This is a genomic window from Vibrio sonorensis (assembly GCF_001854765.1).
GTDB lineage: Bacteria > Pseudomonadota > Gammaproteobacteria > Enterobacterales > Vibrionaceae > Vibrio > Vibrio sonorensis.
Genome location: NZ_LJJE01000029.1, coordinates 1 through 16,132, shown reverse-complemented (window position 1 = coordinate 16,132; position 16,132 = coordinate 1). Strand labels below are relative to the sequence as shown.

Genomic DNA, 16,132 nt, shown 5'->3' with positions numbered 1-16,132 from the left:
ATCTCCTACCGGTTTAGTAAAGGTTTTAACTTGGGTCCCACCCATGGTAATGATAATAAGAACCGTGGGGCTTTGGTTACTAATAGTACCACTAAACTAAACCAAATCAGTTTTCCGACAAAGACGGTGGCGACAATGCCAGTCCATGCTATTCCGGATAGTAAGCTAAGAATTATCAGCACTCTAGGCGGTGTGGGAAACATCGACATAACCAACAATGTCCACAATCCATGCTCATTGATCCAACTCTGAAGCCGTTGCCAATGATCGTAATAATCAGAATTTGTTAATGGAGTAGCCGCGGTGAGGTAGCCATCGACCGAGTAGGCAATAAAGGCAAGAATTGAAGCTCCTGCGGCAGCCGCAGCAGAAAAAGTTAGAGCAATCAAAACTGCGCGTTTGGGTTGCAACCAAGTCAGCAAGATGACAGAGGTTTGAGTTGGCAATGCAGGAACAAAAAAATCGCCTATTGATATCCCACCAAGAATTGGTAATGCTTTACTCTTAGAACCATTTCTACCAATCCATTGAGCAACTCTCTTTCCCAGAGTGGGGTTTACATTGGGTACTTTCTTTCTATCTGTCATGGTTAAGATCTCAACATGATGCTTTCTGCAAAATTGGGGAACAACTTTCTTACATTCATCAGAACTTTAGTTATACCTACTTGGATCTCGGGCTTTTCTTTGTCTACTCCGGCAACGATCTGTTTTGCAGCTTCTTCCGCACTGATCTTTCCTTTTCCACGACCTCTAGTCATGTCGGTGTCGACTAATGGCAAAATTGCTTCGCATACCCGTATAGGATGTTTACCCAGTTTGGCTTGTGCACGCAGAGATTTGGTAAAGGCGCGCAGCCCTGCTTTGTTTGCGCAGTACACTGGGGAGCTCTGCTTTGGCGCGATCGCCAATCCAGAGGTGATGTATACCCAAGTTCCTTTGGTGCTAAAAACATTATTGAACAACTTTTCTGTTAAGAGTATCGGTGCAGTAAGGTTAATCATGGTTTCATCTACACTAGAAATAGATTTGGGCTCTAAATCAAAGAAGTTTCGCAACTGTTGAACCCCCGCATTGTGAATTACAATATCCAGTTCTTGATTAACCATTTGCATACAAAACCTATCGATACTCGATTCGTCAGCGAGATTGCATACGTACCAATCAACTAAAGGAAAGTTCTCTATAGCCTTGTCAACCGTAGTTTGAGAACTTCCCGTAGAGATAACCTTGAATCCGCGTGCCAAATATTGTTCAACCAAAGCCGCTCCGACACCTCTTGTCCCGCCAGTTATAAGTACTATTTTCATCAGATAGATGCTCCTTTTTACACTTTTACCAAACGACTTAGATCAACCCCGCTGTCAAACTCCATCATGGCCAAATACTCTAGGTATCGTCCATTGGGCTTTTTATCACGAGGTTCGATAAGTCCATCTATCTTTCTCAACACAGGTTTATCTTGATCGAAATACATGTATGTAGAGCCAAATACGAGTTGCCAGAACCATGAAAGAGGTTTTAATTCGACAACGAAATAACCGTCCTCAATTTTTGCTTGTAGCGACACTTTGGTATGAGCTTGTACCTTTAAGACGGAATAGTCGAAGATAAGCTTTTCACCTTTCTTAAGCGTGTTCCAGTGTTTAGCTACTTCAAATGGCAAGCTTAAAAGTGTCGCTGGAGACGTATTAAACTGAGTACTTTTAACCTTTGGCAGCATATTGGTCTTAGGGCTGCACAACTCAAAATCTCCGCTCTTATCGCTATGCCGCATTTCAGCCGTTTCTCTTAGGCTCAAGTTGTGCATCGATACTCGATGAATACCTTTATTTGCACACCATTCAAGTTTTTCGATTGACACCGCTTCATCCCCAATGCAGTACCATTTTCTCGTTCCTTTTAAAGTACCGTTTTCGCCTGACTTAAAACTCATTTCCATAGAGAACGACGCTCGGTTGTTCGCCAGCTTTCGGTCATAGACCAATGCGGTTGTTTTTATCTCACGCTCAGAGAAGTGGTGATTGTGGTTTGTCATTACTTTCCTCATCCAATGCATTACTGTTTGTTGATGAAAGTAGATTAACGATGAGTAAGGAGAAAAAATTGAACATTTACGCCAATATTCTCGCAATGAGTATCTCACGTAAGTAGCACGGTTAATTCACAAGTTGGCGTGTTTCTTCAAGAAGTCACGTTATCGATTGGGTAAGTTGGAAATCGATTTGGTTATGACTGAGGTGAATTTATGTTGAGTAACAAGCGCTGGATTTTTGCAATTGTCGCTATTGCATCTTTTAATGTGGCATCTTCGGAAGGTGATTCTATATCCATTTCGTCGACCAAAACCCCATTGGGAAAAAGCTATCAAGTCACGAATGGAAATAATAAAATGTATGATGCGGAAGTTAGATGGTCTAACGATGCCATCGAGCTACACATTAAACATGGGCACCCATCTCAAATAGGCTCTGTACTGATCACTGATAACAAGGTAACAGCGTTTTCTTCAGATGCTAGACTGCTTTGGAGTAACGAAAGGGGACAGTTGCCTTTGTGTCTGCCCGAACTGTTTCCAGAATTTGCTAGAGCCAACATAGAAACACTTAAAAATGGTAAGAAGATCAAATGTTCTGGCCCAATATTAAAAGCTAAAAAGCTTGCTCCTTTCCAATTTTCTATAAAAAAACAAGACACTCAAACCATTACGATAAATGTCGGGCCCGCGTCGCTTGGCATGGCTTTTTTCATGGATGATATTGAATTTGATATGAATGCAAGCCTGACAAAAATGACTCGGTTTAGCGGCGTATTACCCGCGTCAGAGGATCCAAACGGAAAAATGCGTTATCAGAAAACCAAAGACGCTGAGTTAACCAGTTATTTTGTTGCCGACATCCAACAATCACTATTTGCTGTCTCTTCAACCCCGTAAAGCGAGTCACGCTCGTGGAGTACTTGTTTTGCAAATCTATAGCGCAGTAAAGAAAAAGAATCCGCTAGCGGTTCTCATCAAGTACTTTACGAACTTGTTGTAACTCAGGAATCGTTGCCACAACCCTTTCTATATCCACTTCTTTTGAAATTAAGGCTAGGTGTTCAGTGACAACTTTAACCGCTTTGTTTCTGTACACCACTCCCTCGTCAGTAAGGTAGACCAACTTAGATCGAGCGTCATTTGGATTGGCACTCAAAACTAAAAAGCCCTTTTTAGACAAAACCTGCAGCGTATGGGTCATCGTTGGCTTTGTCACTTGAAAAGCTCTAGCCAACTCCAATGGAGTAATGCCATCGCCAAGTCGAACCAAGTGATTCAAAGCTGAAAAATGAGAAATCGATAACCCGTCTGGCAGTACACGGTTCATCAAGTTGGCACTCAATTGCGCAATAATGCTTACCTCATTAAAAAACTGAAAAAGCTCCGTATCACGACTTAATTCACTCATTGATGACCTACCTTATTTAAACAGTCATGTGCTGGGAAAGTTCGACCAATATGAAACTACTGATCCCAATATTCACAGCACTCACGACAACTAAGTTATAAAGTGCCAGAAATCAAAATATTAACCGAGTATAACCCCATTCTTTATTTTTAGTTAGACATTTAACCATTGACACTGGTTAGACATCTAACTAAATTAAATCATCAAGAGGGCACAAATTGAGTGAAACAGGCTACAAATCTCAGAGGATGGCAATAGCGCAAACTGTTACCCCAACTGATATGAAAACAGCTTGTGATTTACCCACGAAAAAACTTTTTACTATTACGCTGGCATGAGCAAGAACCGGAGAGAATGATGATTTTACTTACCCGTATATTTGCAATGATCGGACTAATGTGTGTGACGCTATTTTCCTACGGCATGTTTTTAGACATTCAAGCAATGGACGAAACTGAAGGCGGATATGAAGCGCCTTTTGTTGGAGTAACAGGAAAAACCTTAGATTGGGAAGGTATGGACATAACCAATACTGGTGTTGTGCAACGTGGCCATGTTGTCAACTTTATCGTCAACGCAACCACTGGGATGATTTCATTGGAAATACTAGGCATTGAGTTTGAAGCTCGCCCGCTCTCTCAGCGTGCTATTGTTGTTCACAAACCAAGAGAAGCCTTTATTAATATGGGATTTAACCCTCGATTTTGAGTAAATAAACGGCTTCAAACTTCAAAAATAGACCGTATAAGAGTCATTGCCCCGAGACAAATACCCATTTCGCTTTAGGGGCGGTGACATAACTTTTAGGTTTTTCAATCTCATTAACTAGCCTCAGGCCATGGTAACTTAACCTACTGATTTAAATCAGCTATATAACTGCCACGCCCCCTCACCTTTCCGTTGATAAACATTAATTAAACTTAATATCAGTTTAATCTGCGCACTATTTATTGTTCATTTTTAATGCGCTACCTTGAACTCAACACAGTCGATTATTTCTTACGAAAACTATTTGCCCTGAGAATTCCAGACTTAGTATCGGAGCCAATTAAATAGCTTTACTCCTAACCTTCAAACTGAAACCAAACGAACTAATAGACTGTAGAAAATGAAACGAGCCAGAATAATTGACGTGACGAGGTCTATAAATGAACAAAAAATTATCAGCGATATTACTCGCCATCCCCATACTTTTGATGGGCTGTTCCAAAGAAGATAATTTCATGGAAAAGCTAGGCTACACCAAGGATGATATTGTCGTCATTGTCAATGCTGACGACTATGGCTGCTCAATACCGCACACTGATGCGACCGTAGAGTTACTGGATAAAACAGATTTCGTGAAAACCGCCACGATTATGGCGACCAATCCAGATTTTGAAAGGGCAGCCAAAATTGCCGTAGAAAAAGGTTACAGTATTGGTGTTCACATCACTTTGACTAATGAATGGCAAGAAAAAGCACCTTGGGGTGCCGTGTTACCAAAAGAAGAAGTGCCCAGTCTCTATAACGAAAAAGGTTATCTATGGGCGACTCAAGATGAAGTAGTGGAAAACGCCAATATCGAAGACATTGAAAAGGAGATGGAAGCGCAGATCCAAAAAATTAAACAAGCGGGAATTAATATTACCCATATGGATGCCCATATGTATATTTATTACCCTTGGTTTGCAGAAGACTATTTCAAACTAGCGAAAAAAATTGCCAAAAAACACGGTATTCATTTGTCGGTAAGATTTATGGACCAGAAACACGACAATTTATGGCATAGAGAAAATGGGAACCTAGTAGTTGATAACTACTATGCGATTTATGACTTAAAAGCGACGGGTGGTTGGGGTGACTACGAACAAAGACGAGACAGATATGTTGAGCTGTTTTCCAGACTACAGCCGGGCATTTACCATTTAACTATTCATCCAGCGCTAGACACTGAGGAGTCCAAAGCCGTCTACCCTCAATGGAAAGCACGTTACTCAGACTACAAAATTTGGTTCTCAGATGAACTTAAAGCTGTGATTAAAGAACGCAACATCAAGTTTACCGATTACAGTCAGTTCAACCAACTCGAAAAAGAGTTTCACGACCAACAAGCGAAAAGTGCAACCCAATAAATCTAGCTTTTCTGTCTGCGATGAAACACAAAGATGCCCCCAAATATGGGGGCTTGTTTTAGTTTTAGCTCATTGACGTTGTTTTTAATACGCTTTGTTCTCTTGCAATTTACTTTTGCTTGGCTTCTTGTTCTTTTAGCTTTTTATCTTGGTCAAAATGCCACTTGATCGCAAAGTACCCTCCAACACCAAGCGCAATGAGCTTGATTGCCATAGCAACGTAAGGGAAGAAATCTGTCCAGCTATCCATTGTTTAACTCCGTGCCATTTTGGTTTCGCTATCCAAACAAAAACTGGATACCCATACCCTACCTATATCGATAAATTGTGAGAACTTATATCCGAAAGCAGTTGATTCTTCCTTTCCCATCTATTGGGAGACAACACCGATTATGAGACAAGAATCAACATAGGAGGGCATACTGAGTTCAACTCAAATTGGTCTTTCGCACAAAATCTTAGTTCTAGAGACACTATAAAATCATCCGCGCCTTTAAGATAGATACAGTAAGCCGTAATTTTTCTAGAACAGTTGCTCATTTTCCCTGTGTAACAAAAACACCAAATAAGGCAATTAGATGTGAATACGGCGATAGCTACTTGTGCTCACCAGCTCGATTGGCATCATTTGAAACACCATCAGTCTCTCTAGCAATGGTGCGTTTCTTGGCCTTCCTTTGATTTTTCCTCACTATGTGTTTGCGCAACATGACTTTCGAGGTATTGGGTATAAAAATATAACCCAACACGATAAATGTACTCACAAGACAGAATAATAACGAGACACCAGAAACCAACAAGCTAAAAGCGACATCAAACCAAGTTGTCTCATAATATTGGAAAGATTTGGGGTTCCATTGTTTTTCAGCAAAGGCCTGCGACCACCCACCTCGCACCAAAGCCGCTGATAATACACTAGCGCCCAACCATAAAAATGTACGAGTAACTCTGTAGCGCAATAGCACCAATGCCCTCGTGCGAGTAAAACTTCTATACTTTTTCAAAACCAAGGTTCCAACCACAATCGATAACGCCAACTAGCATCGAAACTCAGAATAAGTCTAGAAAAATGCATAGCTTACGTCGACGAGTGTCCTGCCATTAGGAATAGACATAACCATATGATATTTATAATTTAAAGGTTATTCATCCGTGCATAAAGAAGTATTTCTTCAGGTAGAGGAATAAGCTGCATCCAAGCCGATACGCCGAATTTGGATTCACGAATCCTAGATACAACAAAGCCCCTACTTTCGTCGAGGCTTTATCGTTTAAATATGGTACCGGTGGGCGGAATGATTGGACAGGCATCCCTGCCGCCACCACGTAGGCAACGCTTCAGGCATCATACCCATTGTCCTTCAAAACGGCAAAGGGCCGCTATATAAGCGACTTTTCTAATATGATACCAGTGGGCGGAATAGCTGGGCTTGCATCCAAGCCGACACGCGGAATTTAAACTCACAAACCCTAGATACAACAAAGCCCCGACTTTCGTCGAGGCTTTATCGTTTAAATATGGTACCGGTGGGCGGAATGATTGGACAGGCATCCCTGCCGCCACCACGTAGGCAACGCTTCAGGTATCACACCCATTGTCCTTCAAAACGACAAAGGGCCGCTATATAAGCGACCTTTCTAATATGATACCAGTGAGCGGAATAGCTGGGCTTGCATCCAAGCCGACACGCCGAATTTGGATTCACGAATCCTAGAAACAACAAAGCCCCGACTTTCGTCGAGGCTTTATCGTTTAAATATGGTACCGGTGGGCGGACTTGAACCGCCACGCCCGAAGGCAACGGATTTTGAATCCGTCGTGTATACCAATTTCACCACACCGGCATTCTTTTGGGCTGTTGCCCTAAGATGTTTTGGCATTATACGTAAGAAAGAACAGGGTGCAAGTGCAAAAGATTGAAATTACTGTCGTTTGAATAGAAAATCACCACAAGCCTTATTCCTGTGCGCCAGCTCTCTTTTATAATCGGTACTTAGCCTATATTCTGACGCCTACTTTGAATGAGTAAGACACTAGCTATGACGCAACAATCTTCACTTCCACCAGCAGGGCTTTTTCGCCGTTTGGGTGCACTTATTTATGATTCGCTAATCATTGTCGCTGTTGTGATGATGGCCGCTGGATTAGTCATCGCGCTGCTGCATGCTGCTATGGCGATGGGAATATTCTCTCCTGCTCCTTATCAGGATGTCAGTGACTTCACCACTAACCACCCAATTTGGGGGCCTGCTTTTACTGCTTATATTGCTGCAGTATGGATCTACTTTTTTGTTTATTTCTGGACTAAAGCGGGTCAGACCTTGGGAATGCGCGCTTGGAAGCTACAGATCAGAAATGATGATGGTTCTCGAATCTCTGTCACCCAAGCTTTGATTCGAATTGCGACTTCTGGTTTTGGTCTTGCTAACCTAACCGTACCGTTTGACCCTAAAAAGCGCGGTTTTCACGATATCTGGGCCAAGACACGTGTTGTAGTGTTACCTAAGGCCAATTAAGGCTCAAAAAAGAAAAGGAAGGCTAAATCGCCTTCCTTTTTATTCTTCACTTAACTTTCGTTAACTAATCGACTTTTAGTTCATTAAGCATTTCTTGCGGCAGGGCCAGATCGTCGTTTTTATTTACGCTAATACCAGCATCAATGATGCTTTGCGCAATTTGCTTCGCTTCATCAAGAGAGTGCATTGAAGCAGTACCACATTGATATTCATTTAGCTCAGGTATTTTATCTTGGCTTTCTACTTTTAGAACGTCTTGCATCGCGCTTAGCCAAGCACTTGCCACTTGCTGTTCATCAGGTGTGCCGATTAGGCTCATATAGAAACCCGTGCGACAGCCCATTGGAGAAATATCGATAATTTCGATAGACGAACCGTTCAGGTGATTACGCATAAAGCCAGCGTACAAGTGTTCTAGCGTGTGAATTCCTCTCTCTGACAAAATGTCTTTGTTAGGAGCAGTAAAACGCAAATCAAACACGGTAATCGTGTCACCTTTTGGTGTAGTCATTGTTTTTGCTACTCGTACTGCTGGTGCGTGCATACGAGTGTGGTCAACCGTAAAACTGTCTAATAACGGCATAATCCTTCTCCGCTGAGTGTTGAACAAGCTGAGCTTGTTAGTAATTAATAATCAGTCGCAAGTGTAATACTCGCGTATTTATTAGTCTTTGAGGTAAGTAAAATAATCGACTAAAAACTCGTCAAAGCTTACCTCGTCGGCTTTATCCGCCTCTAGGTGCTTCTCCCACGAGCGTTTTACTTCTTTTTGCATATCTTCTTCGCTGTAATAAGAATATGCGTGACCTAAATGCTTGCCGCGATACTCTTCTCCAAGTTCACTGCCAATTTTACCAAGTCCACCGACTCGCTTGGTATCATTGAGCAATCGACCCGATACGGTCAACTCTGGGTTGTCTATCCAATTCTCCAACTCAGCACAAACTTGAGTATAACTGTCATTACCGTGTGCTTTGTCCATGAGAGTAGCGATTTGCTTGAGTTCCGTGAAAACGCGTTTTGCCCACTTTCGCAAGGTCAAAACTTCACCTTCACAACCAATTTGTAGTTCCAATGAAGGGTTACGCCCCTCTGCAATTACCTTATTCCAGTTCTCGCGCCAACATTCTAACTCGCAATCATCCATTGGATTTGAGTCAGATAGAGCCGCCCATGTGAGGAACAAGTCTAAGAAGCGAACCTGATTGGCGGTAATACCTACACTGCTATATGGGTTTACATCTAACGAGCGCACTTCAATATACTCGACACCTGCTCTTTGCAACGCGTCTGATGGCTTCTCTCCCGCTTTGGCTACACGCTTTGGTCGAATTGGAGCATAGAGCTCGTTTTCAATTTGCAGCACATTAGCATTGAGCTGTCGATACTCACCGTCGACTTTAACGCCTATTTCCGCGAACTCTTCTGAAGGTGTTCTAATTGCCTCGTTGAGCCCCTTAAGGTAGTGCTCTAAACTGTTAAAGCCAATTTTCAGTACGCTTTGAGCGCTATTGGTGTACCCCAAGTCGCTCAGTCGAAGTGACGTTGCATGGGGCAGATATAGGGTTTCACCAATATTTTCAAAAGGTAACGTAGACTCTCTTCCTTTGATGAAGGACGAGCATATCGCTGGAGAGCCACCAAAGAAATATGGGATCAACCAACCGAATCGATAGTAGTTGCGTATCAGAGCGAAGTAAGCTTCGGACTTAGTCTCTTGTCGATCTTGTTCGCTCTGCTCACCATACAAAGCATCCCAGAAACGTTCAGGGAAAGAGAAGTTAAAATGAACACCCGAGATGATTTGCATTAAACTGCCATACCGGCGTTTAAGTCCTTCTCGGTAGAGTGTTTTCATTTTACCTGAGTTGGAATTGCCATATTGAGCAAGTTCGATATCGTCTTCTTTCTCGACATAACAAGGCATAGAAAGCGGCCACATTTTTTCATGTGCCAATTGCTGCTGCGTGAAATGATGAATATCTTCCAGTTGAGCGACAAGAGTGTCAATGTCGTTAGATACTGGCGTAATAAACTCAAGAAGAGATTCAGCAAAATCTGTTGTGATCCACTCATTTGTGAACGCAGAGCCCAACGCTTTGGGATGTGGTGTGGTGGCCAAAAGCCCTGAATCAGTGTAGCGCAGCGTCTCTCGCTCTACACCTCGCGTTAGTTGCTTAAACAGTTCGGTATCGCAAGCGACTTTTTCAAGTCGTGCAGCAAAGTCAGTCAAAATGCGTTCGCCTATCTATTGCGACGAGAAAGTATCTCGTTGTCTTTAACGATGATTGAAGGAAGATCGTTCCTTCATCTTGATGCTCTAATTAATGTGTACTCTAACGGATGATTTCAAGCTCTTCTATGGGAATATCTAACTTTTCTAGTTGTGGCTTCAAAGATGCGGCATCTCCAACCACAATAATTTGGAAGTCTTCGGGGTTAAACCACTTACTCGAAATCGAGTTTAGCGTGCCCATCGGGATATTTTCGACCACTTCATTGCGCTGCTTTAGGTAGTTCTCGTCCAACCCATAAGCGAGAATCATACTGAGCATCTGAGCCTTTTGGGACGGCGTCTCGTACTTAAGCGCATCTTGTTGCCCCACTGCCAAGCGCATAAAAGAAAGCTCTTGCTGAGTTAACCCGTTGTTGGCGAAGTTAGCTAACTCATTGTGTATTTCCTCAATCGATTGCACGGTTACATCAGCCCTAACCTGAGCATTAAAAATCAAGGCACCTACTTCTCTGTTCGAGGCAAAGTAGCCCGACGCTCCATAGGTATAGCCTTTGTCTTCACGTAAGTTTTGGTTAAGACGGCTGTTAAAGTTTCCCGCTAAATTAAAGTTAGCCAGTTGCGTTAAGAACACTTCCCCCGTGACATCATAGGGCAGCCCCTGACGGACAAATCGCACCACACTCTGAAAAGAATCAGGCTTATTCACTAAATAGATTTTTCGACCCTGTACTTTAGGCACAATTTGAGGTCGTAATAAGTGCCCCTGAGCTTCCTTCCACGTGTTGAGAAAGGCCAGCTCTCGATTGATATCTTTCTCGCGAATATCACCAACTACCACAATCTGCGTACCTTGAGGAACGTAATGCTCTTTATAAAAGGTTTTCACATCTTCTAAAGTTAATGACTGTAACGAAGCTTCGGTGCCGTCGTTGGAGCGACCAAACGCCGTGTCGCCAAACAGCACTTGTCTTGTCGCTTGTGAAGCTAACCAAGAAGCCTTCTGGTGGCGAAAAACAACCCCCTCTAACATCTGTTTCTTCAACCGGTCAAAGCTAGCAGGTTCGAAAGCAGGAGCAAAGAGCACCTCAGCAACAATATCTAACGTTGGCGACAAATTGCGTTCCAAAACGGAAATAGAAATACTGGTGGTATAGTTACCAGCATTGATGGAAACTTCACTTCCCAGTTCATCCAATGCTGCGCTAAGTTCTTCTAACGTTCTCTGCTTGCTGCCTTCTTGAATCATTGCTGCGGTCAGTTTTGCTAACCCTTCCTTCCCTTTTATTGCGTATCGTTCACCAGCGGGAAGTTTGATAAGAAGTTGGACTGTTGGTGTCTCTCTGCTTTCGGTTCCCAATACCTCGATGCCATTTTCATAGTAAAAACGATAAAGATCGGGCATGCTCGCTTTTATCCCCTCGGAAACCTGAGGCACGACTGAACGGTCAAAGTCATCGACAGGCTTTCTAAGGTCAAGCGTCGCAGGATCCACTTTCGCGTAGTTGGGCAAAGTTCTCGGTGGGGTAACAAAATTTGCATCGCGTACTGCATAAGATAGTTTGCCATTTGGAACCACACTTAATACCACTTTGGGTTTATCGGCTAAGTATCTATCGAAGGCCTGAGAGATTGAGGAAATTGACACATTTTGAAGCTGCTCAAGTTGGCTTTGCAGACGGTCTGGTTGACCAAAAAAAGTCTCATTAGCGGCTAATTGAGTCACCTTACCCCGTACACTTTGCGTCGCAAACACGGCGTTGGCTTCCGCCATCCCCTTAATTTCAGATAAGCGTTTGGGTTTTACACCATCAAGCGCAAACTCATCCAACACTCTTATAAGCTCATTGTAAAGTGGGGTCAGTTGGCTGTTATCCCCTGATTTCCCCATCGCGTAAACATAAAAGGTACAAGCCAGCTCTGCACAGTCTTGGAACGCACCAGCATTGAGCGCTTTTTGCGTTTTCACTAGCTCCTGATAGAGGAGTCCATTTGCGCCACCACCCAATACTTGTGCGAGTATATCGATGGATGCTTGATCTGGGTGTCCTCGATATTGAGTAGGCCACCCAATCAAAACCATAGGCTGTTGAATTCGGTCGGTTTGCGTGACGTATTTATCTGCTTCTAAAACGGCCGGTTGCTTGGGCGCTTTCTCCACTTCTGGCCCGCGAGGAATTGAACCAAAGTAACGCTTAACCCACTTTAACGTCTCCGTTTTGTCGATATCACCACCAATGGTTAACACCGCATTATTTGGCCCGTACCAGCGCAGAAAAAAAGCCTTTAAGTCATTGACGTCAACTCTATCCAAATCCTCTACATAACCGATAGTCTGCCAAGAATAAGGGTGGCCTTCTGGGTACATAGCCTCAGACATTTGCTCCCACATTAAACCGTAAGGGCGATTATCAAAATTCTGTGCCCGTTCGTTTTTTACCGTATCCCTTTGGATTTCAAACTTCTCTTGTGACACTGCATCAAGTAAAAATCCCATTCGATCCGCTTCAAGCCAGAGTACTTTTTCCAACTGGTTTGAAGGTACAGTTTGATAATAATTGGTTCGGTCTCGGTTGGTGGTGCCGTTCACTGTACCACCTGCTTCAGTAATCAATTTAAAGTGTTGCTGATCCCCTACATGTTCACTGCCCTGGAACATCATGTGTTCAAAAAAATGAGCAAAACCTGACTTACCCACCTCTTCTCTAGCGGAACCGACGTGATACGTAACGTCAACATGTACCAAAGGATCCGAACTATCAGGGGATAGGATAACCGTCAAACCATTGTCTAACTGGTATTTCGAATAGGATATCGAAGGAGTACTAGACTTAGATTCAACCTCTTCAACCAGTGTGACGCCTTCTGGCAACGACGAAAAAAAGGAAATAGAAGGAAGAGTGGGGATCGAAACGGTCGAACAACCCAATAAAATTGCTGAAGAAGCGACAGCTAACAACATGCTTCTCATAACGTTTCCTTAAAACAGACCGTAATAAAGCGCCGTCAGTAAACTATAGCGAAGCGCCTTTCCGATAAAAATTAGCCACAAGCTAGGCCAAAATCTCAACCTTAACCAACCTGCCGCTAAGCAAAGGGGGTCGCCAATAATGGGCAACCAACTAAATAGAAGGGCTGAATAGCCGTATCTATTCAACCAGTATAGTGCTTTGTTGCGATGTTTTTCTGTATGGCTTCTATTTGGTAACCAAATTCCAATCCAATAATTGGTCAAGCCACCTAGAGTATTGCCGATAGTCGCAATAAGAATAATATGAAAAATAGAAAACTGCTCAAGGCTCAAAGTAGCGATTAAGCCAGCTTCTGAGCCTCCGGGCAGTAAAGTGGCACTCAGGAAACCACTAAAGAAGAGTACCCATAGAGCAGAGTCTGAGAACCAATATGCGAAAGATTGAAAAGCGGTGTTAAACCACTCTAGCATTGCATATCAAGAAGCACCTTGCCCCTTGTGTGTCCGGTTTCGATTTGCTCGTGTGCAGAAACAACCTCTGCCATTGGGTAGATTGCCTGAATTTCAGTTTTCAACAAACCAACACTCACCATATATAGCATGGTATCCAATTGCTCTGGATTAGGGTCTACTAGCATTCCTGTCGCTTCAAAACCTAGTAGTTTCGCTTTTTCACATATCATTTCAGCGCTTAGTGTTGGAACCGTGACAACGCGACCTTTGTCAGACAAGCATTTCAGTGCGTCTAACGCAGCATCGCCACCGATTAAGTCAATCAGCACATCTGCATTTTCAACTCGCTCTGAAACTGGCGAAAACTGGTAGTTAACCGCATGAGCCCCAAGAGTCGCCATATAATCGAGGTTGGCTTCACTACAAGTGGTAAAGACTTCCGCTTTCGCCGCTACTGCAATTTGAACCGCTATATGACCAACACCACCAGCACCAGCCAGAATAAGGACTCTTTCGCCCTCTTTCACTCCAGCTTTGTCCAGAGCTTGAGCCGCGGTTTGCCCAGCAAGAGGCAGTACTGCTGCCGCTTCCAATGTTACTGCATCAGGAACTGCGCTTAGCTCGCTTTCAGGTACACAAACATACTGGCTGTATCCACCACCAACTAGTGGGAAACCAATAAATCCAGCGACATTATCTCCTTTGGAGAAACGACTCACCCCTTCACCAACAGAAACCACCTCTCCAGAAACGTCATAGCCTGGCACCCAAGGTAGCTTGTCTTTGTTTTGGCTCGCCGCCCATCCTAGGCCTGCGCGCGTTTTAACATCAATAGGGTTCACGCCAGCAAAAGCCACCCTGATTAACACTTCACCTTGTTTGGGTTCTGGAATATCAGACGACTGAATCGCTAATACTTCTGGTGAACCAAATTCTGTAATCGCAATTTGTTTGTTTTCCATCTCAAGTGTTCCCTACTGATCAAAAAAGGGATGCGAAAGCATCCCTTTGAATATATACCATTTCTTTTTATTTCGTTAGCAGTTGAACGTCATAATCCAGTTAGGATCACCGCTTAATTAACCAAAGCTAACAAAATACCGGCAGCAACAGCCGAGCCGAGTACACCAGCAACGTTTGGTCCCATCGCGTGCATCAACAAAAAGTTCTGTGGGTTCGCTTCTAAGCCCACCTTGTTCACCACACGTGCTGCCATAGGTACAGCGGATACACCAGCGGCACCGATAAGCGGGTTGATGTCTTCTTTAGAAAATTTGTTCAGAAGTTTAGCCATAAGAACACCACCACCGGTACCGATACTAAATGCCACTGCACCAAGCGCCAAGATACCTAGCGTTTCTACGTTCAAAAACTCGTCTGCCTGTAGCTTTGAACCAACACCCAAACCAAGGAAAATGGTAACGATATTGATAAGTTCGTTTTGAGCGGTCTTTGACAATCGATCCACAACGCCGGCTTCACGCATCAAATTACCCAAACAGAACATACCAACCAGCGGTGTTGCTGCAGGTAGGAACAAGATGGTCATCAGTAGCACTGCCAGAGGGAACAAGATCTTCTCCGCTTTACCTACGTGGCGCAACTGAGCCATTTTGATCTGACGCTCTTCTGGTGTGGTCAAGGCTTTCATAATTGGCGGCTGAATAATTGGCACTAGAGCCATATAGCTGTATGCCGCAACCGCAATCGCACCCAGTAAATCGGGAGATAGTTGGCTTGCCAAGAAGATAGCGGTTGGGCCATCTGCACCACCGATAATCGCAATCGAAGCAGCATCTTGCATACTAAATTCCATTCCCGGAACATAGTTAAGCAAAATAGCGCCAAATAGCGTAGCGAAGATACCAAACTGCGCCGCAGCACCTAACCAAAGCGTTTTTGGGTTGGCGATTAAAGCGCCAAAGTCCGTCATTGCACCAACGCCCATAAAGATGAGCAGCGGGAAAATTCCTGACTCAATACCAACGTAATAGACGTAGTAAAGCAGACCGCCAGGCTCGGTGAAGCCCGCGTTTGGAATATTCGCTAACACCGCACCAAAGCCGATAGGCAGTAGCAATAGTGGTTCAAATCCTTTGCGAATCGCCAAAAACAGCAACGCACAGCCAACCAAGATCATGCAGATCTGACCAAACTCAAAGTTGGCTATCCCTGTTTCTGACCAAAGGGTCATTAATCCTTCCATGATTCTCCCTTACGCCAGGCTAAGTAGAGGTGCGCCAACCGTTACGGAGTCGCCTTCTTTGACGTGAAGATCTTGTACGATTCCGCCGCGAGCAGCGCGCACTTCAGTTTCCATCTTCATCGCTTCAAGAATCAACAGCACATCGCCTTCAGCAACCGATGCGCCACTGGCAACATTCACCTTAAAGATGTTA

17 protein-coding genes and 1 tRNA gene are annotated in these 16,132 nt (G+C 43.7%); 4 read left to right on the top strand and 14 right to left on the bottom strand.

Annotated features, from left to right (window positions below):
- Positions 1-5: 5 nt before the first annotated feature.
- From BLO31_RS05380 to BLO31_RS05370, 3 genes are read right to left on the bottom strand one after another with little or no spacing between them, the layout of a single operon-like run.
- A complete protein-coding gene (locus tag BLO31_RS05380) occupies positions 6-587 on the bottom strand; it encodes a VTT domain-containing protein (RefSeq protein WP_070963264.1) in 582 nt (193 codons plus the stop codon).
- Between the two features lie 2 nt (positions 588-589).
- Entirely contained in the window at positions 590-1,309 is a 720-nt protein-coding gene (locus BLO31_RS05375) for an SDR family NAD(P)-dependent oxidoreductase (protein ID WP_245688397.1), read from the bottom strand.
- 17 nt (positions 1,310-1,326) lie between these two features.
- Positions 1,327-2,037, bottom strand: a complete 711-nt coding sequence (locus BLO31_RS05370) for a hypothetical protein (protein WP_084659607.1) — start codon at positions 2,035-2,037, stop codon at positions 1,327-1,329.
- Between the two features lie 210 nt (positions 2,038-2,247).
- On the opposite strand from BLO31_RS05370, the gene BLO31_RS05365 reads away from it, so the two are divergent.
- Positions 2,248-2,934 (top strand): hypothetical protein, encoded by a 687-nt coding sequence (locus BLO31_RS05365; protein ID WP_070963257.1) that lies wholly within the window; start codon positions 2,248-2,250, stop codon positions 2,932-2,934.
- 64 nt (positions 2,935-2,998) lie between these two features.
- Here the strand turns inward: BLO31_RS05365 and BLO31_RS05360 are convergent, their stop codons facing one another.
- Positions 2,999-3,445 carry a MarR family winged helix-turn-helix transcriptional regulator gene (locus BLO31_RS05360; protein WP_070963255.1) on the bottom strand — a complete coding sequence of 149 codons (447 nt, stop codon included), beginning with the start codon at positions 3,443-3,445 and terminating at the stop codon, positions 2,999-3,001.
- A 354-nt stretch (positions 3,446-3,799) separates the two neighbouring features.
- Here BLO31_RS05360 and BLO31_RS05355 point away from each other — a divergent pair, with 354 nt between their 5' ends.
- Positions 3,800-4,153 (top strand): hypothetical protein, encoded by a 354-nt coding sequence (locus BLO31_RS05355; protein ID WP_175443176.1) that lies wholly within the window; start codon positions 3,800-3,802, stop codon positions 4,151-4,153.
- 440 nt (positions 4,154-4,593) lie between these two features.
- Entirely contained in the window at positions 4,594-5,559 is a 966-nt protein-coding gene (locus tag BLO31_RS05350) for a ChbG/HpnK family deacetylase (protein WP_070963250.1), read from the top strand.
- A 109-nt stretch (positions 5,560-5,668) separates the two neighbouring features.
- On the opposite strand, the gene BLO31_RS23730 is transcribed toward BLO31_RS05350, so the two are convergent.
- From BLO31_RS23730 to BLO31_RS05340, 3 genes are all read right to left on the bottom strand, one after another.
- On the bottom strand, positions 5,669-5,809 hold the full coding sequence (locus tag BLO31_RS23730) for a hypothetical protein (RefSeq protein WP_175443175.1): 141 nt from the start codon (positions 5,807-5,809) through the stop codon (positions 5,669-5,671).
- A 346-nt stretch (positions 5,810-6,155) separates the two neighbouring features.
- Positions 6,156-6,563: a hypothetical protein gene (locus BLO31_RS05345; RefSeq protein WP_139158945.1), complete on the bottom strand. Its 408-nt coding sequence runs from the start codon at positions 6,561-6,563 to the stop codon at positions 6,156-6,158.
- 756 nt (positions 6,564-7,319) lie between these two features.
- A tRNA-Leu gene (locus tag BLO31_RS05340) sits at positions 7,320-7,404 on the bottom strand.
- Positions 7,405-7,599: 195 nt separating this feature from the next.
- Between BLO31_RS05340 and BLO31_RS05335 the strand changes: the two genes are divergently transcribed.
- The gene (locus BLO31_RS05335) at positions 7,600-8,076 is read left to right on the top strand and encodes an RDD family protein (RefSeq protein WP_070963246.1); all 477 of its coding nucleotides are present in this window, start codon (positions 7,600-7,602) and stop codon (positions 8,074-8,076) included.
- A 64-nt stretch (positions 8,077-8,140) separates the two neighbouring features.
- On the opposite strand, the gene luxS is transcribed toward BLO31_RS05335, so the two are convergent.
- From luxS to BLO31_RS05300, 7 genes are all read right to left on the bottom strand, one after another.
- On the bottom strand, positions 8,141-8,659 hold the full coding sequence (gene luxS, locus BLO31_RS05330; protein ID WP_070963243.1) for an S-ribosylhomocysteine lyase: 519 nt from the start codon (positions 8,657-8,659) through the stop codon (positions 8,141-8,143).
- Positions 8,660-8,740: 81 nt separating this feature from the next.
- Positions 8,741-10,309 (bottom strand): glutamate--cysteine ligase, encoded by a 1,569-nt coding sequence (gene gshA / locus BLO31_RS05325; protein ID WP_070963241.1) that lies wholly within the window; start codon positions 10,307-10,309, stop codon positions 8,741-8,743.
- 103 nt (positions 10,310-10,412) lie between these two features.
- Entirely contained in the window at positions 10,413-13,280 is a 2,868-nt protein-coding gene (locus BLO31_RS05320) for a M16 family metallopeptidase (protein ID WP_070963239.1), read from the bottom strand.
- Between the two features lie 9 nt (positions 13,281-13,289).
- Positions 13,290-13,751 (bottom strand): YqaA family protein, encoded by a 462-nt coding sequence (locus tag BLO31_RS05315; protein ID WP_070963237.1) that lies wholly within the window; start codon positions 13,749-13,751, stop codon positions 13,290-13,292.
- Positions 13,745-14,695, bottom strand: coding sequence for an NADP-dependent oxidoreductase (locus BLO31_RS05310; protein WP_070963234.1), 951 nt, complete (start codon positions 14,693-14,695; stop codon positions 13,745-13,747). Before BLO31_RS05310 ends, BLO31_RS05315 begins: the two co-directional genes overlap by 7 nt.
- 113 nt (positions 14,696-14,808) lie before the next feature.
- Entirely contained in the window at positions 14,809-15,939 is a 1,131-nt protein-coding gene (locus BLO31_RS05305) for a sodium ion-translocating decarboxylase subunit beta (RefSeq protein ID WP_070963232.1), read from the bottom strand.
- Positions 15,940-15,948: 9 nt separating this feature from the next.
- Positions 15,949-16,132, bottom strand: a 184-nt coding sequence (locus BLO31_RS05300; protein ID WP_342668965.1) for a biotin/lipoyl-containing protein, incomplete at its 5' end; no start/stop codon positions are given.

Coding starts and splice junctions, on each gene's coding strand:
- BLO31_RS05380 (WP_070963264.1), bottom strand. CDS start 587: ATGACAGATAGAAAGAAAGTACCCAATGTAAACCCCACTCTGGGAAAG.
- BLO31_RS05375 (WP_245688397.1), bottom strand. CDS start 1,309: ATGAAAATAGTACTTATAACTGGCGGGACAAGAGGTGTCGGAGCGGCT.
- BLO31_RS05370 (WP_084659607.1), bottom strand. CDS start 2,037: ATGACAAACCACAATCACCACTTCTCTGAGCGTGAGATAAAAACAACC.
- BLO31_RS05365 (WP_070963257.1), top strand. CDS start 2,248: ATGTTGAGTAACAAGCGCTGGATTTTTGCAATTGTCGCTATTGCATCT.
- BLO31_RS05360 (WP_070963255.1), bottom strand. CDS start 3,445: ATGAGTGAATTAAGTCGTGATACGGAGCTTTTTCAGTTTTTTAATGAG.
- BLO31_RS05355 (WP_175443176.1), top strand. CDS start 3,800: ATGATGATTTTACTTACCCGTATATTTGCAATGATCGGACTAATGTGT.
- BLO31_RS05350 (WP_070963250.1), top strand. CDS start 4,594: ATGAACAAAAAATTATCAGCGATATTACTCGCCATCCCCATACTTTTG.
- BLO31_RS23730 (WP_175443175.1), bottom strand. CDS start 5,809: ATGGATAGCTGGACAGATTTCTTCCCTTACGTTGCTATGGCAATCAAG.
- BLO31_RS05335 (WP_070963246.1), top strand. CDS start 7,600: ATGACGCAACAATCTTCACTTCCACCAGCAGGGCTTTTTCGCCGTTTG.
- luxS (WP_070963243.1), bottom strand. CDS start 8,659: ATGCCGTTATTAGACAGTTTTACGGTTGACCACACTCGTATGCACGCA.
- BLO31_RS05320 (WP_070963239.1), bottom strand. CDS start 13,280: ATGAGAAGCATGTTGTTAGCTGTCGCTTCTTCAGCAATTTTATTGGGT.
- BLO31_RS05315 (WP_070963237.1), bottom strand. CDS start 13,751: ATGCTAGAGTGGTTTAACACCGCTTTTCAATCTTTCGCATATTGGTTC.
- BLO31_RS05310 (WP_070963234.1), bottom strand. CDS start 14,695: ATGGAAAACAAACAAATTGCGATTACAGAATTTGGTTCACCAGAAGTA.
- BLO31_RS05305 (WP_070963232.1), bottom strand. CDS start 15,939: ATGGAAGGATTAATGACCCTTTGGTCAGAAACAGGGATAGCCAACTTT.